This window comes from Streptomyces sp. Y1, assembly GCF_041053115.1.
GTDB lineage: Bacteria > Actinomycetota > Actinomycetes > Streptomycetales > Streptomycetaceae > Kitasatospora > Kitasatospora rubellomurina.
This window is the reverse complement of sequence record NZ_CP163445.1, coordinates 7491031-7507403: the sequence shown is the minus strand read 5'-3', so window position 1 is coordinate 7507403 and position 16373 is coordinate 7491031. Positions and strand designations below refer to the sequence as shown.

The following is a 16373-nucleotide window of genomic DNA, read 5'->3' as shown; positions in this document are numbered from 1 at the left end:
AGGGCCCCGCCGCCGGGCCCGGCTCAGCGCACGTAGTACGCCCGGTTGTGGGCGGCGACGGGCGCGGACTGGTAGGTCCAGACGCCGACCGCCGGGGCGTCGGCGATCAGGTGGGCGAGGTCGCGGGCCGGCTCCTCGGCGGGGTTGCCGAGGTCGAGGCGGACGCGACCGGCCGTGCGGTCGTCCAACGGGTAGGAGCGGTACGGCTGGTAGACGTTGAGCGGCCCGGCGAGCAGCCGGCCCTCGTCGTCGGTGCCGTAGCCGGTGATCGGGGTGTTGGTGACGGCCTCGGGAGTGAGGCCGGTCAAGTCGACGTCGAGGGCGAGCAGTTCCTCGTCGTGCCGGGTGAGGCCGTCCGCCCCGAGGCTCGCCCGGCGGCAGGAGATCGACCAACGCTCGTGCACGGCGGGGGCGTTGAGCGAGGGCAGGGTGGTCTCGAACCAGCCGGGGTGCTTGGGCTCGGCGTACAGGCGGCGGCCGGCGTCGATGGCGAGCGGGTTGTCGCAGAGCACGTGCAGCCGGGCGATGCCGAGCAGTTTGGTCTGGTCGTGCCCCCGGGCGTACTGGCGGTAGTCGAGGGCCGGGATCCGCTCCTCGGCGAACGCCGGGTGGGCGATCAGGTTGATCTCCAGCTCCTCGGTGACCCCGCCGCCGCCCGGGTACTGGGCGAAGTAGAGCTGGTAGTTGAGGGAGACGCAGGCCGCGCCGTCGAACACGGCCGCGACCAGGCCGGGGTGGCGCTTGGCGAGCAGGTCGCGGGCCCGCTGCGGCTCGACCAGGTAGTCGACGCCGATGTTGTGCAGCGCGCCGTAGTGGAACGGCAGGTGGTAGGGCTCCGGTACGGGCGGCAGCGGCAGGCCGGTCATGGCGTCTCCGAGGGGCATGGCGTCTCCGAAGGTCGGGGGGAAGCAAGGGGCGTGGGCGCGGCGGGCCGGTGCAGCTCCCGCAGGTCCCGGTCCATCCGCTCGGCGCTGCGCAGCGCGAGGGCGGCCATGGTGAGCGAGGGGTTGGAGGTGCCGAGGGAGGGCATCGAGCCGCAGCCGACCGCGTACAGGTTGGGGTGGTCCCAGCTGCGCTGCCAGTGGTCGACCACCGAGGTGCCGGGCGAGCTGCCCATCACGTGGGTGCCGCCGGCGTGGCCGGCACCCCGGTAGCCGTAGGCGACGCCCCGGTGTTCGAGCCGGCCGGGCCAGCCCGGCCCTGCGGGGTAGGCGGTGTGGTCCTCGGCGCCGAGCAGGGCGAACAGCTGATCGGAGACGGCGCGGGCGGAGGCCATGCCCTCGCGGACGTACTCGTCCAGGTCGTAGCGGACGGCCGGGCTCGGCAGCCCGAGCGGGTCGCGCCGCGTCGGGTCGAGGGTGACCCGGTTGGCCGGGTCGGCGGGCTGTTCCAGCTCGAACTGGAGCGAGAACTGGCGGCCGATCCGGTCGCCGAGCCGCTCGCGCAGCTCCTTGCCGCGCAGACCGGCGGCGACCAGCGCGGCGGCCTCGGCCCCGGGTGTGCCGCCGGCCCAGGACCAGCCCCAGTTGCCGATCTCGATCCGGAACGGCGCCCGGCGGCCACGGGCCGGGCCGAAGCGGAAGGCCTCCAGGCCGCTGGTGGAGCCGGGCCCCCGGTAGGGGCCGACCGGTCGGGGCATCAGGCCCCAGGTGAGCAGGGCCGGGTGGTCCATCAGGTTGCGGCCGACCTGGTCGCTGCGGTTGGCGAGGCCGGAGAGCAGCAGCAGCCGGGCGTTCTCGATCGCGTGCGCGGCCAGCACCACGAGGTCCGCCGCCGCCCGGTGGCGGGTGCCGCCGGCCAGGTACTCGACCTCGGTGGCCCGCCCGGTCGCCGGGTCGGCGAGGACCCGGCTGACCACGGCCTCGGTGCGTAGTTCCACGCCCGCCGCCCAGCGGGCCTGGGTGCGCAGCGGGGTGTACTTGGCGCCGGTCGGGCAGACCGGCACGCAGCTGGCGCTGCCCGCGCAGGGCGGCCCGGGTACGGCGTCACCGGGCCGGGTGGGCAGGCCGTTGCGGGCGTGCGGGGTGGCGGTGACGGCGAGTCGGGCGGGGGCGGGCATGGCGGGGTCGTGGACGGTGCGGCCGTCGAGGGCGTGGGCGACCTGCCGGTCGAGGTGGCTGGCCGGGACGGCCCGCATAGGGAAGTCGTAGTCGTCGGGGATCGGGAGCCCGACCGCGCGGCGCTGTTCGTCGGCGTCCGCGGCGACGCCCAACTCCCGTTCCGCCTCCCGGTAGTACGGTTCCAGGTCGGCGTAGCCGATCGGCCAGTCGCGGCCCTGGCCTAGGGTGCCGGTGCGGAAGTCCTCGGGGTGCATGCGCGGGGCGAGGCCGGTCCAGAGCAGTCCGGTGCCGCCGTTGGCGCGCAGGTAGCCGCTGGCGTACGGCAGCGGGCCGTACTGGGCGAGGTGGCCGGTGGCGGTGAAGCCGCCGTCCGGGAGGCCGGTCAGGTCGGTGACGTCGGGCGAGGGGGCGTCGGGGTGGTGCGGGTAGGGCGAGGTGGGCGGGCCGCCGCCGGCGGCGCGCAGGGCGGCGGCGGTCTCGGCGGCGGGCGGCACGGTGCGGCCGGCTTCCAGGACGAGCACCCGCCAGCCGCGGGCGCCGAGGCGTTCGGCGACCAGCGAGCCGGCGAAGCCCGCACCGACCACGACGGCGTCCCAGCGCGGGGCCCGCGGTTGGGCGCTCACCGCTCCTCCCGGGGTGCCTCGGCCCAGCTGCCGTGGCCGGGGGCGGTGGCCCCGGGCGGGTCGGCGCGGAAGGTCCGCCAGACCAGGGCCTGGTCGTGGGCGCGGAGGGAGGTGGGCGGCTCGCCGGGCCAGGAGCCGACGTACCAGAGGTGGAGCAGCGCCCGCTCGTCGCGGGCGGGGTGGGCGAGCGCGGTGCGGTGGTGCTCGGCGGCCAGGCCGGTGGCGCGCAGCTCGGGCACGTCGAAGCCGGTCAGCTCGGCGCTGAGCCGCAGGAACGCGTCGAGGTCGGCGAGATCCGTGTAGTCGGCGAGGTCGGCGGGGTCGGCGGGCGCGTCGCCCGGCGCGGGCCCCGCACCGGCGGCAAGGCGGTCGGACACGGGCAAGCGGGCACCCCCGGGGTCGGCAGCGGATGGCCGGGGCATGACACGCCCGGCTCGTCCCCGCGATCCTGCCGCCCGCCGTCCGCGCCCGGAGCCGCTTGCCCGAATGTGCCCGCTGTTGGTCGACTCCCGATCATGCGGCGGTCACATCGCGTCGGCTGCCGACCGGTTCCCGGCCGACCGCGCCCGGTCAACCCAGCGCCCGCACCGCCGCCAGCACGTCCACGCCCAGCTCCGGGTCCGCGTCCTCCGGCAGGTTGACGGACAGCCGGGTGACCAGGCCCGCGTACCGCCGGTGGATCTCCGCGGCCGCCTCCTCCACCGTGCCGGAGACCGCGAAGGTGTCGAACACCTCGTCGTCGATCAGCGCCGCCATCTCGGCCCAGCGGCCGCGCACCGAGTGCGCGTGCAGCTCCTCCTGCAGCGCCTCCCAGCCGTGCTGCGCCAGCACCGGGCGGTAGGCCGGGGTGGAGGCGTAGAAGGCCAGCCGCTCGCGCACCCCGGCCCGGTTGGCGGCCAGCTCCTCCTCGGTCCGCCCGGTCGCGGTCAGGACGTTGCCGACGATCTCGAACGGCCGCGCCGTCCACGCCGCGCCCTCGGCCTCGGCCCGCGCCCGGGCGGCGGTCAGGCCGGGCAGCACCTGCCCGGTCAGGTAGGCGGTGGAGGAGAAGGGGTGGCTGAGGAAGCCGTCGGCCACCTCCCCGGCGGTGCGGGTCATCAGCGGGCCGACGCCCGCGAGCAGGATGCGCGGCGCCCCGGCCGGGATCGGGTCCGGCGCGAAGACCGGCGTCATCACCGTGTGGGTGTAGAACTCGCCCCGGAAGCGCAGCCGTTCACCGGTCTGCCAGCTGTGCCAGATCGCCCGCACCGCGTGCACGTACTCGCGCATCCGGGCCGCCGGGCGGTCCCACGGCATCCCGAAGCGCTTCTCGATGTGCGGCTTGACCTGCGAGCCGAGCCCGATCACCGCCCTCCCGCCGGAGGCCGCGTGCAGGCCCCAGGCCTGGTAGGCCAGCGTCATCGGGGTGCGGGCGAAGGCGACCGCGATGCCGGTGGCCAGCTCGATCCGGGACGTCCGGTCGGCGGCCCGCGCCAGCTGCAGGAACGGGTCGTACGCGGTCTCGGCGACCACCAGCCGGTCCATGCCCCGGCGTTCGGCCCGCTCGGCGGCGTCGAGGATGCCCGCTGGATGGCCGGAGGCGACGGCGTCGAGGCTCAGCGCCGGTCGGGGCGCGGCGGGTCGGGGCGCGGCGGGACGGTCCATGGCGGTGCTCCTGGTCGCGGGCTGTGTCGCGGGCTGCGGGGTACCCGGACAGCCTGCCACGCCGTCAGCGCCGCCCCGACCCGCCCCCGCCGTCGCCCCCGCTGCCGCCCCGGCCCCGCCCGCGAACAGCCCTCCCACCGGACCGGGCGGGCTCGGCAGTGTCAGTGCGACCAGTACGGGTCGTCGACCGTCGCGCACTGGGTGGCGTAGTTCAACGGTCCGCGGAGGAAACCGCCGTTGCCGTTGTTATCGGTGGTGTCGGTGACATCGGTCAGGGTCACTCGGGCCTCGGCGCAGCCGTTCACACCTACGGCGAACCAGAGGGTGAACCCCGAGCCCCTCACTTCCACCGCGCCCTTGTCGCGTTCAACCGGGTAGCCCTTTCCCGCCCAGAGCGCCTGGACGAGGTCGAGCGCCTCCTGGCCCCGCGTGGAGGCGATCCGGACCCGGGCCGCTTGTTCGGCGATCATCTCCGTACGACCCGTTTTCCTGCACCCGGACGTTCCGCAGAGCCCGGTCAGGTCGGGGTTGCTCTCGAACTTCGTCTCGTCCCACTGGAGCCCCGGGTGGAAGGCCCCGGCGACATCGGCGAGTTCGGCCTCGATCCGGTGCTGTGCCTGCTCGACGGGCACGGTGGGCTCCGCAGGCTCCGGCCAGGCGTACCAGCCGACCAGGAGCGCCAGCAGTACCCCTGGCACGGCCACGCGCCATACCGCGGCCCTCACCTCTGGTCCTCCCTGGTGATCGTGTTCCCGTAGCCGCTCACGATCTTCCCGATGTTGGGGAGCGAGTCGCCGCCCTTGCCGTGCTTCCCGAAGTAGGCTGGCGGGGTCCGTGCCGTGCCACAGCCCGTCCCCCCCTGCAGGTCGGTGCGTCGCCGGTAACCGGCGCCCCCCGGAAATGATGACTGTCGGATAGTAGTCATACGCCCCTTGCTGCTATCGGCGGACCAGGCGCCGGGCGCTGTCCGGTCCTTTCTCCGACTCCCGCCGAGCAGGCTCTTGCCGTAGGACGAGAGTGGGCCGGGTGAGCCGCGTCGCGGCTCACCCGGCCCGGTCGGGTCCCTGTGCTACGGGATCAACTCCGGGCGGGGAGGACCCACTTCTGGGAGGGTCCGCCGTTGCAGTCCCAGAGTGCGAGTCGGGCGCCGTTGGTGGCGCTGCCGAAGGGGACGTCGACGCAGCGGCCGGAGTAGGGGTTGTAGAGGCTGCCGTCCGCCCTGGGCAGGAAGATCTGGTTGGGCGAGAGGTTGCCGCAGTTCCAGAGTTCCAGCGGGGTGCCGTTGGCGGTGCCCATCGCGGTGGCGTCGAGGCAGCCGCCGAGGGTGCGCAGGGTGCCGTCCGGCTGGAAGGTCCAGTGGGCGTTGGTGGAGTTGCAGTCCCAGATCTGGGCGGCGGCGCCGGGGGCGAAGAGGCCGCCGTTGACGTCCAGGCACTTGCCGGTCTGGGCGGCGTAGGTGACGGGACCGTTGGCGGTGTAGGTGCTCAGGACGCTGTCCGGGCCGGTGGTCCAGGTGTAGTAGGGGTCGGTGGTGGTGGAGTGGCCGGTCCAGATCTGGATGACGCCGTTGGCGGTCATGCCCCACAGGGTGGGTGATCCGGAGCCGGTGAGGTCGCCGTCGGATCCGATCGCCGGCCAGCGGGACGCGGAGACGCCCCAGCCGATCCTGGTGTCGGTGGCGATGCCGGTGAGGGTGGGGAACGGGGCGCCGCCGCCGAACGGGTCGCGGACGGTGACGGTTCCCAGGGTGAAGGTGTAGGCGCGCAGTTCACCCGTCGAGCCCTGGTTGCGTGCCCACAGGCCGGGGTGTCCCTGGCCGGCCCAGTCTCCGGGGGAGATGAGGTCCCAGCCCTTCCAGCCGGTGCCGGCGAGCTTGGTCGGCGAGCCGAGAAGGGCGTCACCGACGCTCGGGTAGAACCACAGGGCGCCGGTGCCGTCCGGGCTGCTCTCGACGGTGAACAGGCCGGTGCGGTTCTGGAACTTCTTGCTCGTGTCGAGGTTGCTGCTCTTCGGGTCGCCGCTGGCGGCGATCTGCAGGGTGGTGGACCAGTCGGTGGCGTTGTAGCCGGTGCAGTCGGTCAGGGTCGGGTCGCAGGCCGGCTTGGCCAGCGTGCTGCTGGCGTCGAAGATGTTCGCCACGCCGGGGTTGAGGTAGTAGTAGAGGCTCTTGTCGCCGTCCTTGTGGGCGAAGAGGTCGTCGAGGTTGGTGCCGCCGCGCAGGCTGCCGCGGTGGGTGGTGCGGTAGTTGGCCCAGGAGTCGCCGCCGGGGGACTTGGCCTTGGGCGCCGCGAGCGCGGCCGCCTGCGCGGTGGCGGGGATGCTGTAGGCGCGCAGGTCGCCGTTCGGGTCGGCGGTGAGGATGTCGGGCAGGGCGTCGCCGGTGACGTCGCCGAAGGTCGGGGCCGGGCTGTTCGGGTTCCACGGCACGTAGAAGGAGTACTGGGCGACCGGGGAGAGGTTGCCGGCGTTGTCCTCGGCCTGGACGTAGAGGACGTTGGTGCCCCATCGTCCGGGGGTCACCGGGATCTGGCCGCTGGGCATGGCGCTGCCGCACTGCCAGGCGGCGTCGCCGAGTTGCGGGTCGAAGCTCCAGCGCAGGCAGACCACACCCGAGGCGGAGCCGACAGCGGGGGCCGGGTCGGTCGCGGTGAACGGGATGGCGCCGCTCTGCCCGGGGTAGATCTGTGCCGTCTGGCCGTTGCCCGAGGGCGGGAACTGCTTGGTGGTGTCGGTGACCGCGGTCGGGAAGCTCAGGGTCGGCGGGGCGAGGTCGACCTTGAAGTAGCAGTCGTAGCTGGGGCCGGAGCGCGGAACGCCGCTCAGCCCGTCCGAGGCGTACATCCGGTAGCCGTAGGCGTGGCCGTCCTTGATCAGGCCGCCGGGGACCTGGAAGGTCGTGGTGCCGCCGTTGGCGACGTCGGCCGTGTCGCCCTGGGCGACGTAGGCGATGCCGCCGGGAGCGCCGTAGTCCCAGAACTGGTCGTAGGAGTGGAGCTGGCTCTGGGTGGGGCTGTGGACGGTGGCGCTCAGGGTGACGGCGTTGTTCTGGTCGGAGCCCGCGCCGAGCCAGGCCCAGTGGTCACTGTTGACGTCGCCGCAGGCCAGGTTGGTCCCTGCGGGGTTGGCCGTCCTGGGCGTCGGGGACACGTGGGGGTTGCTCGGAACGTCGGGGATCCGGTCGTACAGGACGGACAGCGCGGGCTGGTAGGTGAAGCGCTTGAAGGCGTATTGGTTGCTCTCGTCGCCGTAGAGGCCGAAGGTCAGCTGGCCGTTGTTGGTGTACTGCTTCACCGCGCCGCTGATGTCGAAGGAGAACGCCACGTTGTCGTGGCACGCGCCCTGGCCCGAGCCACCGACCATGGCGGTGTCGCCGAGCTGACCGCCCACCTGGCCGGGCTGGTTGGACCAGGTCGTGCCGTTGCCGATCGCGCCGGTGAGGAACAGTCGGAGCGGGTAGGTCTGGGTGCAGGACCAGTCGGCGGAGACGTACTCCTGCATCGTCATCGTCGCGGACTTGATGATCGCCCCGTTGAGGGCGCTGATGTCGAACTGGTAGAAGGCGCGCTCGATGTCGGAGGGCGAGCAGCTGCCCCCGTTGGGGTAGGAGCCGCAGACGCCGACGCCCGGGTGGTCGCTGTTGGCGCTGCCCTGGCGCATCCAGTTGTTGGAGCCGTCGTGGGACGACTGGACCCAGGTCCAGCCGTTGCCCGACTGCGACCAGGGCAGGAAGTCGGGGTCGATGTAGTACGGGGCGGTGCCGTGGGCCAGGAGGTCCTGGTCGGGCGTCAGGTCGAGACCCTTGTCGCCCGCCTTGAGGGGCATGTCGGCGACCTTGGAGCCCGCGCCGGGGCCGGCGGTCGAGCCGGTGGCGGCGGCCTTGCCGGTGTCCGCGGGGCCGGGGATGTCGGACGGGGCCGCGGCGTGCGCCCGGGGGGTCTTCGCCGCCGGCGCGGTGGAGCTGTCCCACATCTGCGGGGTGCGGGCGATCCAGCGGGGCTTGCCGTCCGCGCCGGCGGCGGTGAGGTTGCCGTGCGCGTCGCTCGTGACGGTCACGCCGTCCGTGGCGGTGTCGAAGTGCAGGTTCTTCAGGACCGGATTGGCCGCGGCGGCCTGGGTCTTGACGACGAGGACCGTGGTCAAGCCGCCGGCCTTGGTCGCGGTCACCTTCAGGTCGATGTCGGGCGCGACGGACGGGTACAGCACGCTGTCGCCGCTGACGACCGGCGCGGGCAGCGCGAACGGGGCCGACAGGGCCAGCTTCTTGCCGTCCGCGCTGGTCATGGTCGCCAGCGGCCCGTCCCCGCCCTTGGACAGCACCAGCTGACCCGCGGCGGACTTCGGGGAGAACGTGCCGTCCTGGTTGGCCGCGAGGGACGCGTCCAGTTTCTGCCAGGCCCCGTCGCGGCGAACGCGCTGCTGGTCCGGATGAGTAGTGAGGGCGAAATGCCCCTCCGGGGTCGCGGAGGTCTCACTGAATTCGGTCGTGAGCGAGTCGACCGGAACGTTCTTTTGCGTGGCCTTGGCCTCGGCAATGGCCTTCTCCGCCGCACCTGCCGGCGGCTGCGCCTGCTGCTGCGCAGCGGCGGCGTCGGTCGCGGCTTGCGACGGCACCGCGGGCGCATCGACAGCGTGAGCAGTGAACCCCGAGAGGCCGGTCGTGAGGACCAGAACCGCTGCCGCGGTCACTGCCCTGAGTGGCGCACTCGCGCGTAGCCGTTTTCTGTTCAAAACGGAAATCTCCCCCCAATAAACACAGGAAAGCCTGAACGGACACAGGCCAGGGGGAACCGTAGGGGACGAACGAAGCAGTGGCTAGATCAATCCGATGGCGAAGTTCCCGATAGCAGTGAAATGGCCGATTCACGGCACCCGCGAGAAGCCTCGGCCCGGCAGGGCGGATGACCCGGGCCGGGGCCGGGGAGCTCGACGCGTGGATGACATGTACGCGACATCAAGTCCGGCGTCGGACAGTCCGGAAGGCGACAGCCGGAACGCCTTCCGGGGCTGACCGCGAATGGCGAAGCTTTTTCTCGCCACCGACGACCCACATCCGAGCGGGTGCACCCGAACCGCCCGGGAGGATCCGCCACCTCGACGGGCCTGGGGCGCCCTCGGATCAGGACACATCCACAGCGCCCGATCAGGGATTTCTTCGATACCTCACCCGGGACATGACTCCCGAATTCCAGGAACCGAAATGACCGGAGGATCAGCTGGTGTTCCGTAAAAGTCACTCAGACTTCAGGACAATGACAGAAAGGAGGGGGAGACTACGCGGACGGCTCGCGGCCGTCGCGACAGCGGCCGTCGTCGGGTCGCTGCTGGCCCCGCTGCCGCTCGCGGCGGCCGCGGACGGGCCGGACTATTCGCGCACGTGGTCACCTCCGAACACCGCCCTGCCGAAGACCTCCTCGGTCGCGGGCAAGAACGCCGACCCGGTGGCGGCCCCGAAGCCGGAACACCCGGTGCCACCGACCTGGGCCCCGCCGAAGGACCCGAAGCCGGTCCCGAGCGGCCACGCCTCGGTGAAGCTCGGGTCCGCGCCCGAGGCACACCCCCTGAAGGAGGGTGAGAAGCCGCAGGCCGGCGACGAGGCGAAGGCCGCCGATCTCCCGGTCGCCGTCGCGCCGCTGGCCGGCTCGTCGGCCGCGGGCCAGACGATCCAGGTCGAGGTGGCCGACGCCAAGTCCTCGGCGAGCGCCGGAATTCCGGGCGTCGCGGTCACCCTCACCCGCCCCGGCTCCGGCACAGCCGACGACGCACCGGTGCGCGTGGGCGTCGACGCCTCCAGTCTGGACGCCGCGTTCGGCGCGAACTGGGCGGCCCGCGCCCACCTGGTGGTCCTGCCCGACTGCGCGACCACGACGCCGCAGGCCCCCGATTGCCACAAGCAGACCCCGCTCGAGTCCCACTACGACCCGGCGACGAAGAAGCTCGTCGCCGACGTCCCGCTGAACGGAACCGGGACCGCCAAGGCTCCCGCCACGAAGACCGCGACCGACGCGAGCCAGAGCGCGGGCCAGAGCGCGGGCCGCGCGGTGTACGCGGGCTCCACGACCACGTCCACCACGGTCGGCGTGGTGTCGGGCGCGTCGAGCGGGGCCGGCAGCTACTCGGCGACTCCCCTCTCGGCTTCGCAGGGTTGGACCGCGGGCGGCTCGTCCGGCGCGTTCACGTACGGGTATCCGGTGCAGGTGCCGTCCGCGCTGGCTGGTTCGGCGCCGACGGTTGCGCTGTCGTACGACTCGGCGTCGGTGGACGGACGCACGTCGTCGACGAACGCGCAGGCGTCCTGGATCGGCGACGGCTGGGACCTCGGTGCCGGCTTCGTCGAGCGTTCCTTCAAGCCCTGCTCCCAGGCGGGGATCGCCGGTTCCGGTGACCAGTGCTGGGGCGGCGCGAACCTGACCATGTCCTTCGGCGGCCACTCCGGCCAGCTCGTGCCGGATGACGCGTCCTGCCAGTCCGGCGCGCCCGCCGCGATGGAGCAGGCTGCCTGCACCTGGCGGCTCAAGGGCGACGACGGCACCAAGGTCCAGTTCCTGACCGGCGCCACCAACGGCACCTGGAACGGCTCCTACCTCAAGGTCACCGACACCGCCGGCACCGTGGCCTACTTCGGCCTGAACCACGTGCCGGACGCGAACGGCAACCCCACCACCCTCGGCGCGGACAGCGGCTCCGCCTGGACCGTCCCGGTCTACTCCCCCAACAGCGGGGACCCGTGCTACGACCCGGCCAAGGGCCAGGGCTCCTGGTGCCAGACCGCCTGGCGCTGGAACCTCGACTTCGTCGTGGACCCGCACGGCAACCTCACCACCTACACGTACACCCCCGAGACGAACTACTACGCCCGCGGCGGCGCCCAGAACAACGGCAACGGCACCCGCACCGCCTACACCCGCGCCGGCACGCCCGCCACCATCGGCTACGGCCAGCTCCTCTCCGACCAGTTGGGCAACAACGGCGCCTACAACCCCGCCGCGAAGATCGTCTTCAACACCGCCGAGCGCTGCGTCACCTCCACCACGGCCTGCGACCCGTCCCAGCGCACCGCGGCCAACGCGGCGAACTGGCCCGACGTCCCGCTGGACCAGCAGTGCGACGCGACCAGCACGTGCTCGGTCTACGGGCCGACGTTCTGGACCACCAAGTGGCTGGCGTCCATCGCCACCCAGGTCCGGGTCAACGGCGCCTACCAGACCGTGGACTCGTACGCGCTCAACCACACGTTCATCAACGTGCAGAACGCCACCGAGAACACCCAGGTCCCCTGGCTCGCCTCCGTCCAGCGCACCGGCCAGGACCCCCAGGCCACCGGTGGCGCTATCACGCTCCCGGCGGTGTCCTTCACCCCGCAGCTGCTGCCCAACCGCGTCGACGGCACCAACCTCGTGCCCGCGCCGCCGGCCTACAACCGGCCCCGCATCCAGCTGATCACCACCGAGACCGGCAGCACCACCGGCGTCAACTACGCCGGCGCCGCCTGCTCGCGCTCGAACAACGTCATGCCGGCCTCCGCCGACAGCGACACCCTCTCCTGCTACAACGTCAAGTGGAACCCGCCCGGCTCCGTCGCCGGCGCGGACCCGGTGGACGACTGGTTCCTCAAGTACCCGGTCGCCACCGTCACCGTGAACCCGGCCACCCCGGGCTCGGTACCGCAGACCACCACGTACACCTACGGCAAGGCCGCCTGGCACCGCAACGACTCGCCGGCCACCCAGGACAAGAACCGCACCTGGGACCAGTTCCGCGGCTACGCCAGCGTCACCACCGTGACCGGAAGCGGCAACGACGGCCCCCAGTCGCAGAGTTCGACCACCTTCTACCAGGGCATGGACGGTGACGTCCTTGCCAACGGCACCCGCCGAAGCGTCTCGGCCTCGGGCCCGACGAGCGGCCAGGTCACCGACTCCGACTGGCTCTCCGGCCAGCCCCTGGAGTCCGACACCTACACCCAGGCGGGCGGCAGCATCACCGGCTCCACGGTGAACACCGCGAGCGGCCCGGTCACCACCGCCACCCACAACCAGGGCAGCATGCCCGCCCTCGTCGCCCGGTACGCGAGCACCAACGCGACCACCACGTCACGCTCGTTGAAGGCGGACGGCACCTGGCGCACGACCACCAAGAGCACCACGACCGACCCGGCCCACGGCAACCGCACCACCACCTCGATCGACACCGCGGACGGCCTGCCGGACATCTGTGCCCGCACCACCTACGCGGCCGGCTCGGACCCCCAGGTCCTGGCACTGCCGTCCGAGGTGATCACGGTGTCCGGCGCCAACGCCTGCACCGCCGCACCGACCGCCGCCAACACCGTCTCCTGGGCCAGGACGGCCTACGACGGCCAGCCCATCGGCCGGTTCGGTGCCGTGCACGACGTGACGGCCGTGCAGACGCTCGACCACTTCGACTCCACCGGCACTCCGCAGTTCACCTCGGAGAGCCGGACCTTCGACGGCTACGGGCGCCTGACCTCCGCGACCGACCCGAACGCCACCGACAGCGCGCACCCGAACGGTGCCACCACGACGACCGCGTACACCGCGGCGAAGGCCGGCGAACTGCCGAACACCCTCACGGTCACCGCCCCGGCCCCGGCCGGAGCCAGTGACGCAGCCTCCGGGCGCACCACGACGACCAAGGTGGACCCGGCACGGTCGATCCCCACCAGCGTGACCGACCCCAACGGCCGCACCACCAACCGGGCCTACGACCAACTGGGACGGGCCACCGCTGTGTGGCTCCCGGGCCGTGACACCACTGCCGCCGCCAACGCCACGTTCGCGTACTCGACCCCCGGCGTCGTCAACGGCACCACGGTCCCCCCGACCGTGACCAGCTCCAAGCTGCTGGCGAACGGAGCGTACGCCGTCAGCATCCAGATCATGGACGGCACGGGACGGGTCGTGCAGACCCAGTCCACCCCCGCACTGTCCGCCTACAAGGGCCGGCTGATCACCGACACGGTCTACGACTCACACGGCCGGGTCACCCGGGCCAACAGCCCCTGGTACAACAACGACGCCGCCCCGAGCAGCACGCCGTACCTGACCACCACCCAGCAGGCCCCGGCCCAGACCTACACCGTCTACGACGGCCTCGGCCGGCCGGTGACGCAGCAGTTGGTCGCCTACGGCGTGGTCCAGTCCACGACCACCACCGCCTATCCCGGCGCCGACCGCACCGACGTCACGCCGCCCGCGGGCGCCACACCGACCTCGACCGTCACCGACACCCGCGGCCAGAAGACCCAGCTCTGGCAGTACAAGACGGCCACCGCCACCGGCAACCAGGCCGACGCGGACGTGACCTCCTTCACCTACACGGCCGACGGCCGCCTCGCCACCCACAAGGACGCCGCGGGCAACACCTGGACCCGCAGCTACGACCAGCGCGGCCGCGAGACCGCGCTGTCCGACCCGGACACCGGCGCCAGCGCCAAGACCTACGACGCCGCAGGCCGACTGGCATCGACCACCGACGCGCGCGGGCAGAGCATCGCCTACACCTACGACCTGCTCGGCCGCGTCACCGGCACCTACTCGGGAACGGTCGCACCGGCCAACCAGCTGACCGGCTCCACCTACGACACCGTCGTCAAGGGCAAGCCCGCCACCTCCACCCGCTACGTCAACGGGGCCTCCGGCACCGCCTACACCAGCTCCGTGCTGGAGTACGACACCGCCTACCACCCCACCAAGACCACCACCACCATCCCCGGCACCGAGATCGGCCAGGGCACAACTCCCTTCACCTACACCTACCAGGCGATCTACGACCCGATCACCGGCGCCCTGACCGACGACAAGCGCTCGGCCGTCGGTGACATCGCCGAAGAGGTCGTCCACTACACGTACGACACCAACGGCCCGCTGCGCACCTACGGCACCGGCACCACCACGTACGACCTGTCCTCGGACTGGGACGCGTACGGGCGCAACATCCGCTCCACGATGAACCCGTGGGGCACCCAGATCGTCGTCACCAACACCTACGACGAATCCACCGGCCGCCAGCTGTCGCAGTTCGTCGACAAGCAGACCGCAGCCACCGGCGCCGTCCAGCAGACCACCTACGCCTACAACGCGGCGGGGCAGATCACGGCGGTCCGGAACATCCCGGACAACACCCCGACCTCCACGGACCTCCAGTGCTTCGGCTACGACTACCTCGGCCGCCTCACCAACGCCTGGACGGACACCGGAACACTCACCCAGGCCGCCCAACCCACGGTCGGCGGCATCGGCGCCTGCGCCAACTCCACACCCACCAGCGGCGCCCAGGCCCCGCTGAAGACCACGGTCGGCGGCCCGGCCGCGTACTGGCAGAGCTACGGCTACGACCTCACCGGCAACCGCACCCAGCTCGTCCAGCACGACACCTCCGGTGACACCACCAAGGACACCACCACCAACCAGACCTTCCCGGCCCCCGGGACCGTCAACACCCCCACCACCGCCCCCAACACCGGCGGAGGCACCGGCGGCACCCACGCCCTGACCGGCTCCACCACCACGGCACCGAGCGGCACCACGGGCAGCAGCGCCCAGTACGACGCGGCGGGCAACACCACCGCCGTCACCGACACCTCCGGCACCGCCACCCTGACCTGGAACAGCGAGAGCAAGCTCGCCTCCTACACCAAGACGGGCACCGCCGGACCGACCACCTACCTCTACGACGCCTCCGGCAACCAGCTCATCCGCCGCGACCCGGGCAAGACGACCATCACGCTCGGCAACGACGAACTGGTCTACGACACAACCGCCAACACCGTCACCGGCGTCCGCTCGTACCAGATCCCCGGCGGCACCACCCTGGTCCGCCAGGGCGGCAAGTCCACCTACCAGATCGCCGACCACCACGGCACCGGCACCCTCGCCCTCGACGGCACCACCCTCACCGAGACCCGGCGCCCGTCCGACCCCTTCGGCAACCCCCGCGGCACCCAGCCCACCACCTGGGCCGGCGACCACGGCTTCGTCGGCGGCACCAAGGACGACGCCACCGGCCTCACCAACCTCGGCGCCCGCCAGTACGACCCCGTCCACGGGCGCTTCCTCAGCCCCGACCCCGTCGTCGACCTCGCGTCCCCACAGCAGTGGAACGGGTACGGCTACAGCAACAACAACCCCGTCAACCTCAGCGACCCCACCGGCCTGCGCCCCGAGGGCACCTGCGGCGGCTTCGGCACCTGCGAGACCCCGCAGGGCACCCTCGTCGAGGAGACCTGGACCTCGAACCACGGGGTATGGACCGACACCATCCGCAAGACCCCGCTGTGGCTGCGCGTCGGGGCGAGCCACTCCTCCCGCAAGCCCAACATCTGCAACAACGAGGCGAAGATCTGCGACTTCTTCAGGTATGCGGAGAAACACACGAGCATCTGCAAGGAAGTCGGCTGCGGCGTCTACCGGACCACGTCCTATCCCCCCAACGGCGCCGACGCCCACAACATCCTCGGGATGTGGCTGCTCAACCAGTTCGGAACCGACAAGGTGAACTTCGGCGCGGGCGACCCGTTGGTGAACGATCTCGCCAAGCAGTCCCAGGTGAAAACCCTCAGCGACAGACTGCTCAAGAACTATCAAGAGAATGGAAACAATGCGATCGGCAAGGACGATACCGAGTCCTACGAGGACGTCGGCCCCCAGTTCAAGACCTTGCCTCACTGGAAGAACGTGCTGATCGGGGCCGCCAACGACCTCGCCGGTACGCTGACCGACGGATTGTTGGGCACCAACGGCGAAGCCAAGTCGGTGATGGGATCGTTCACGGTGCACGGAAAAATCACCAGTGTCGAACCGGCACGGGACGGTTACCGCGTCGTGAACATGACCTTCACCGTGGACGACCACTGGGACTGGAACTCGGCAAGCAAGGTGCTACCGAGGGGCGCGCCCTCGCCCGCGCCCTGGTGGACCGGGTTGAAGCTCGGCAACCCGGTCGAGAATCACTTCGAGTGGGGATATCGAACCATCCTCGCCCCCGGAGACTGATCACCGTTCCGGCCGTGCCTGCTGCGCGAGCAGCG

Annotated in this window: 7 protein-coding genes; 1 reads left to right on the top strand and 6 read right to left on the bottom strand. The window is 71.9% G+C overall.

Annotated features, from left to right (window positions below; genetic code table 11):
• Positions 1-23: 23 nt before the first annotated feature.
• The 6 genes from AB2U05_RS32495 to AB2U05_RS32470 all read right to left on the bottom strand — a co-directional run bounded on the left by AB2U05_RS32495 (position 24) and on the right by AB2U05_RS32470 (position 8938).
• Positions 24-884 carry a hypothetical protein gene (locus AB2U05_RS32495; RefSeq protein ID WP_369185123.1) on the bottom strand — a complete coding sequence of 287 codons (861 nt, stop codon included), beginning with the start codon at positions 882-884 and terminating at the stop codon, positions 24-26.
• Positions 863-2683: a GMC family oxidoreductase gene (locus AB2U05_RS32490; protein ID WP_369185122.1), complete on the bottom strand. Its 1821-nt coding sequence runs from the start codon at positions 2681-2683 to the stop codon at positions 863-865. Before AB2U05_RS32490 ends, AB2U05_RS32495 begins: the two co-directional genes overlap by 22 nt.
• Positions 2680-3060, bottom strand: a complete 381-nt coding sequence (locus AB2U05_RS32485; protein WP_369185121.1) for a hypothetical protein — start codon at positions 3058-3060, stop codon at positions 2680-2682. The genes AB2U05_RS32490 and AB2U05_RS32485 overlap by 4 nt, the downstream gene beginning before the upstream one ends.
• A gap of 193 nt (positions 3061-3253) precedes the next feature.
• Positions 3254-4327, bottom strand: coding sequence for a TIGR03617 family F420-dependent LLM class oxidoreductase (locus AB2U05_RS32480; protein ID WP_107073212.1), 1074 nt, complete (start codon positions 4325-4327; stop codon positions 3254-3256).
• 161 nt (positions 4328-4488) lie between these two features.
• Positions 4489-4959 (bottom strand): hypothetical protein, encoded by a 471-nt coding sequence (locus tag AB2U05_RS32475; RefSeq protein ID WP_369185120.1) that lies wholly within the window; start codon positions 4957-4959, stop codon positions 4489-4491.
• A gap of 445 nt (positions 4960-5404) precedes the next feature.
• Complete coding sequence (locus AB2U05_RS32470; protein ID WP_369185119.1) at positions 5405-8938, bottom strand: ricin-type beta-trefoil lectin domain protein; 3534 nt, start codon at positions 8936-8938, stop codon at positions 5405-5407.
• Between the two features lie 638 nt (positions 8939-9576).
• Here AB2U05_RS32470 and AB2U05_RS32465 point away from each other — a divergent pair.
• On the top strand, positions 9577-16338 hold the full coding sequence (locus tag AB2U05_RS32465; RefSeq protein WP_369185118.1) for an RHS repeat-associated core domain-containing protein: 6762 nt from the start codon (positions 9577-9579) through the stop codon (positions 16336-16338).
• Positions 16339-16373 lie beyond the last annotated feature (35 nt).

What these genes read in the sequence shown, in the direction of transcription:
- AB2U05_RS32495 (WP_369185123.1), bottom strand. Translation starts at nt 884, where the DNA reads ATGCCCCTCGGAGACGCCATGACCGGCCTGCCGCTGCCGCCCGTACCG.
- AB2U05_RS32480 (WP_107073212.1), bottom strand. Translation starts at nt 4,327, where the DNA reads ATGGACCGTCCCGCCGCGCCCCGACCCGCCGCGCCCCGACCGGCGCTG.
- AB2U05_RS32465 (WP_369185118.1), top strand. Translation starts at nt 9,577, where the DNA reads ATGACAGAAAGGAGGGGGAGACTACGCGGACGGCTCGCGGCCGTCGCG.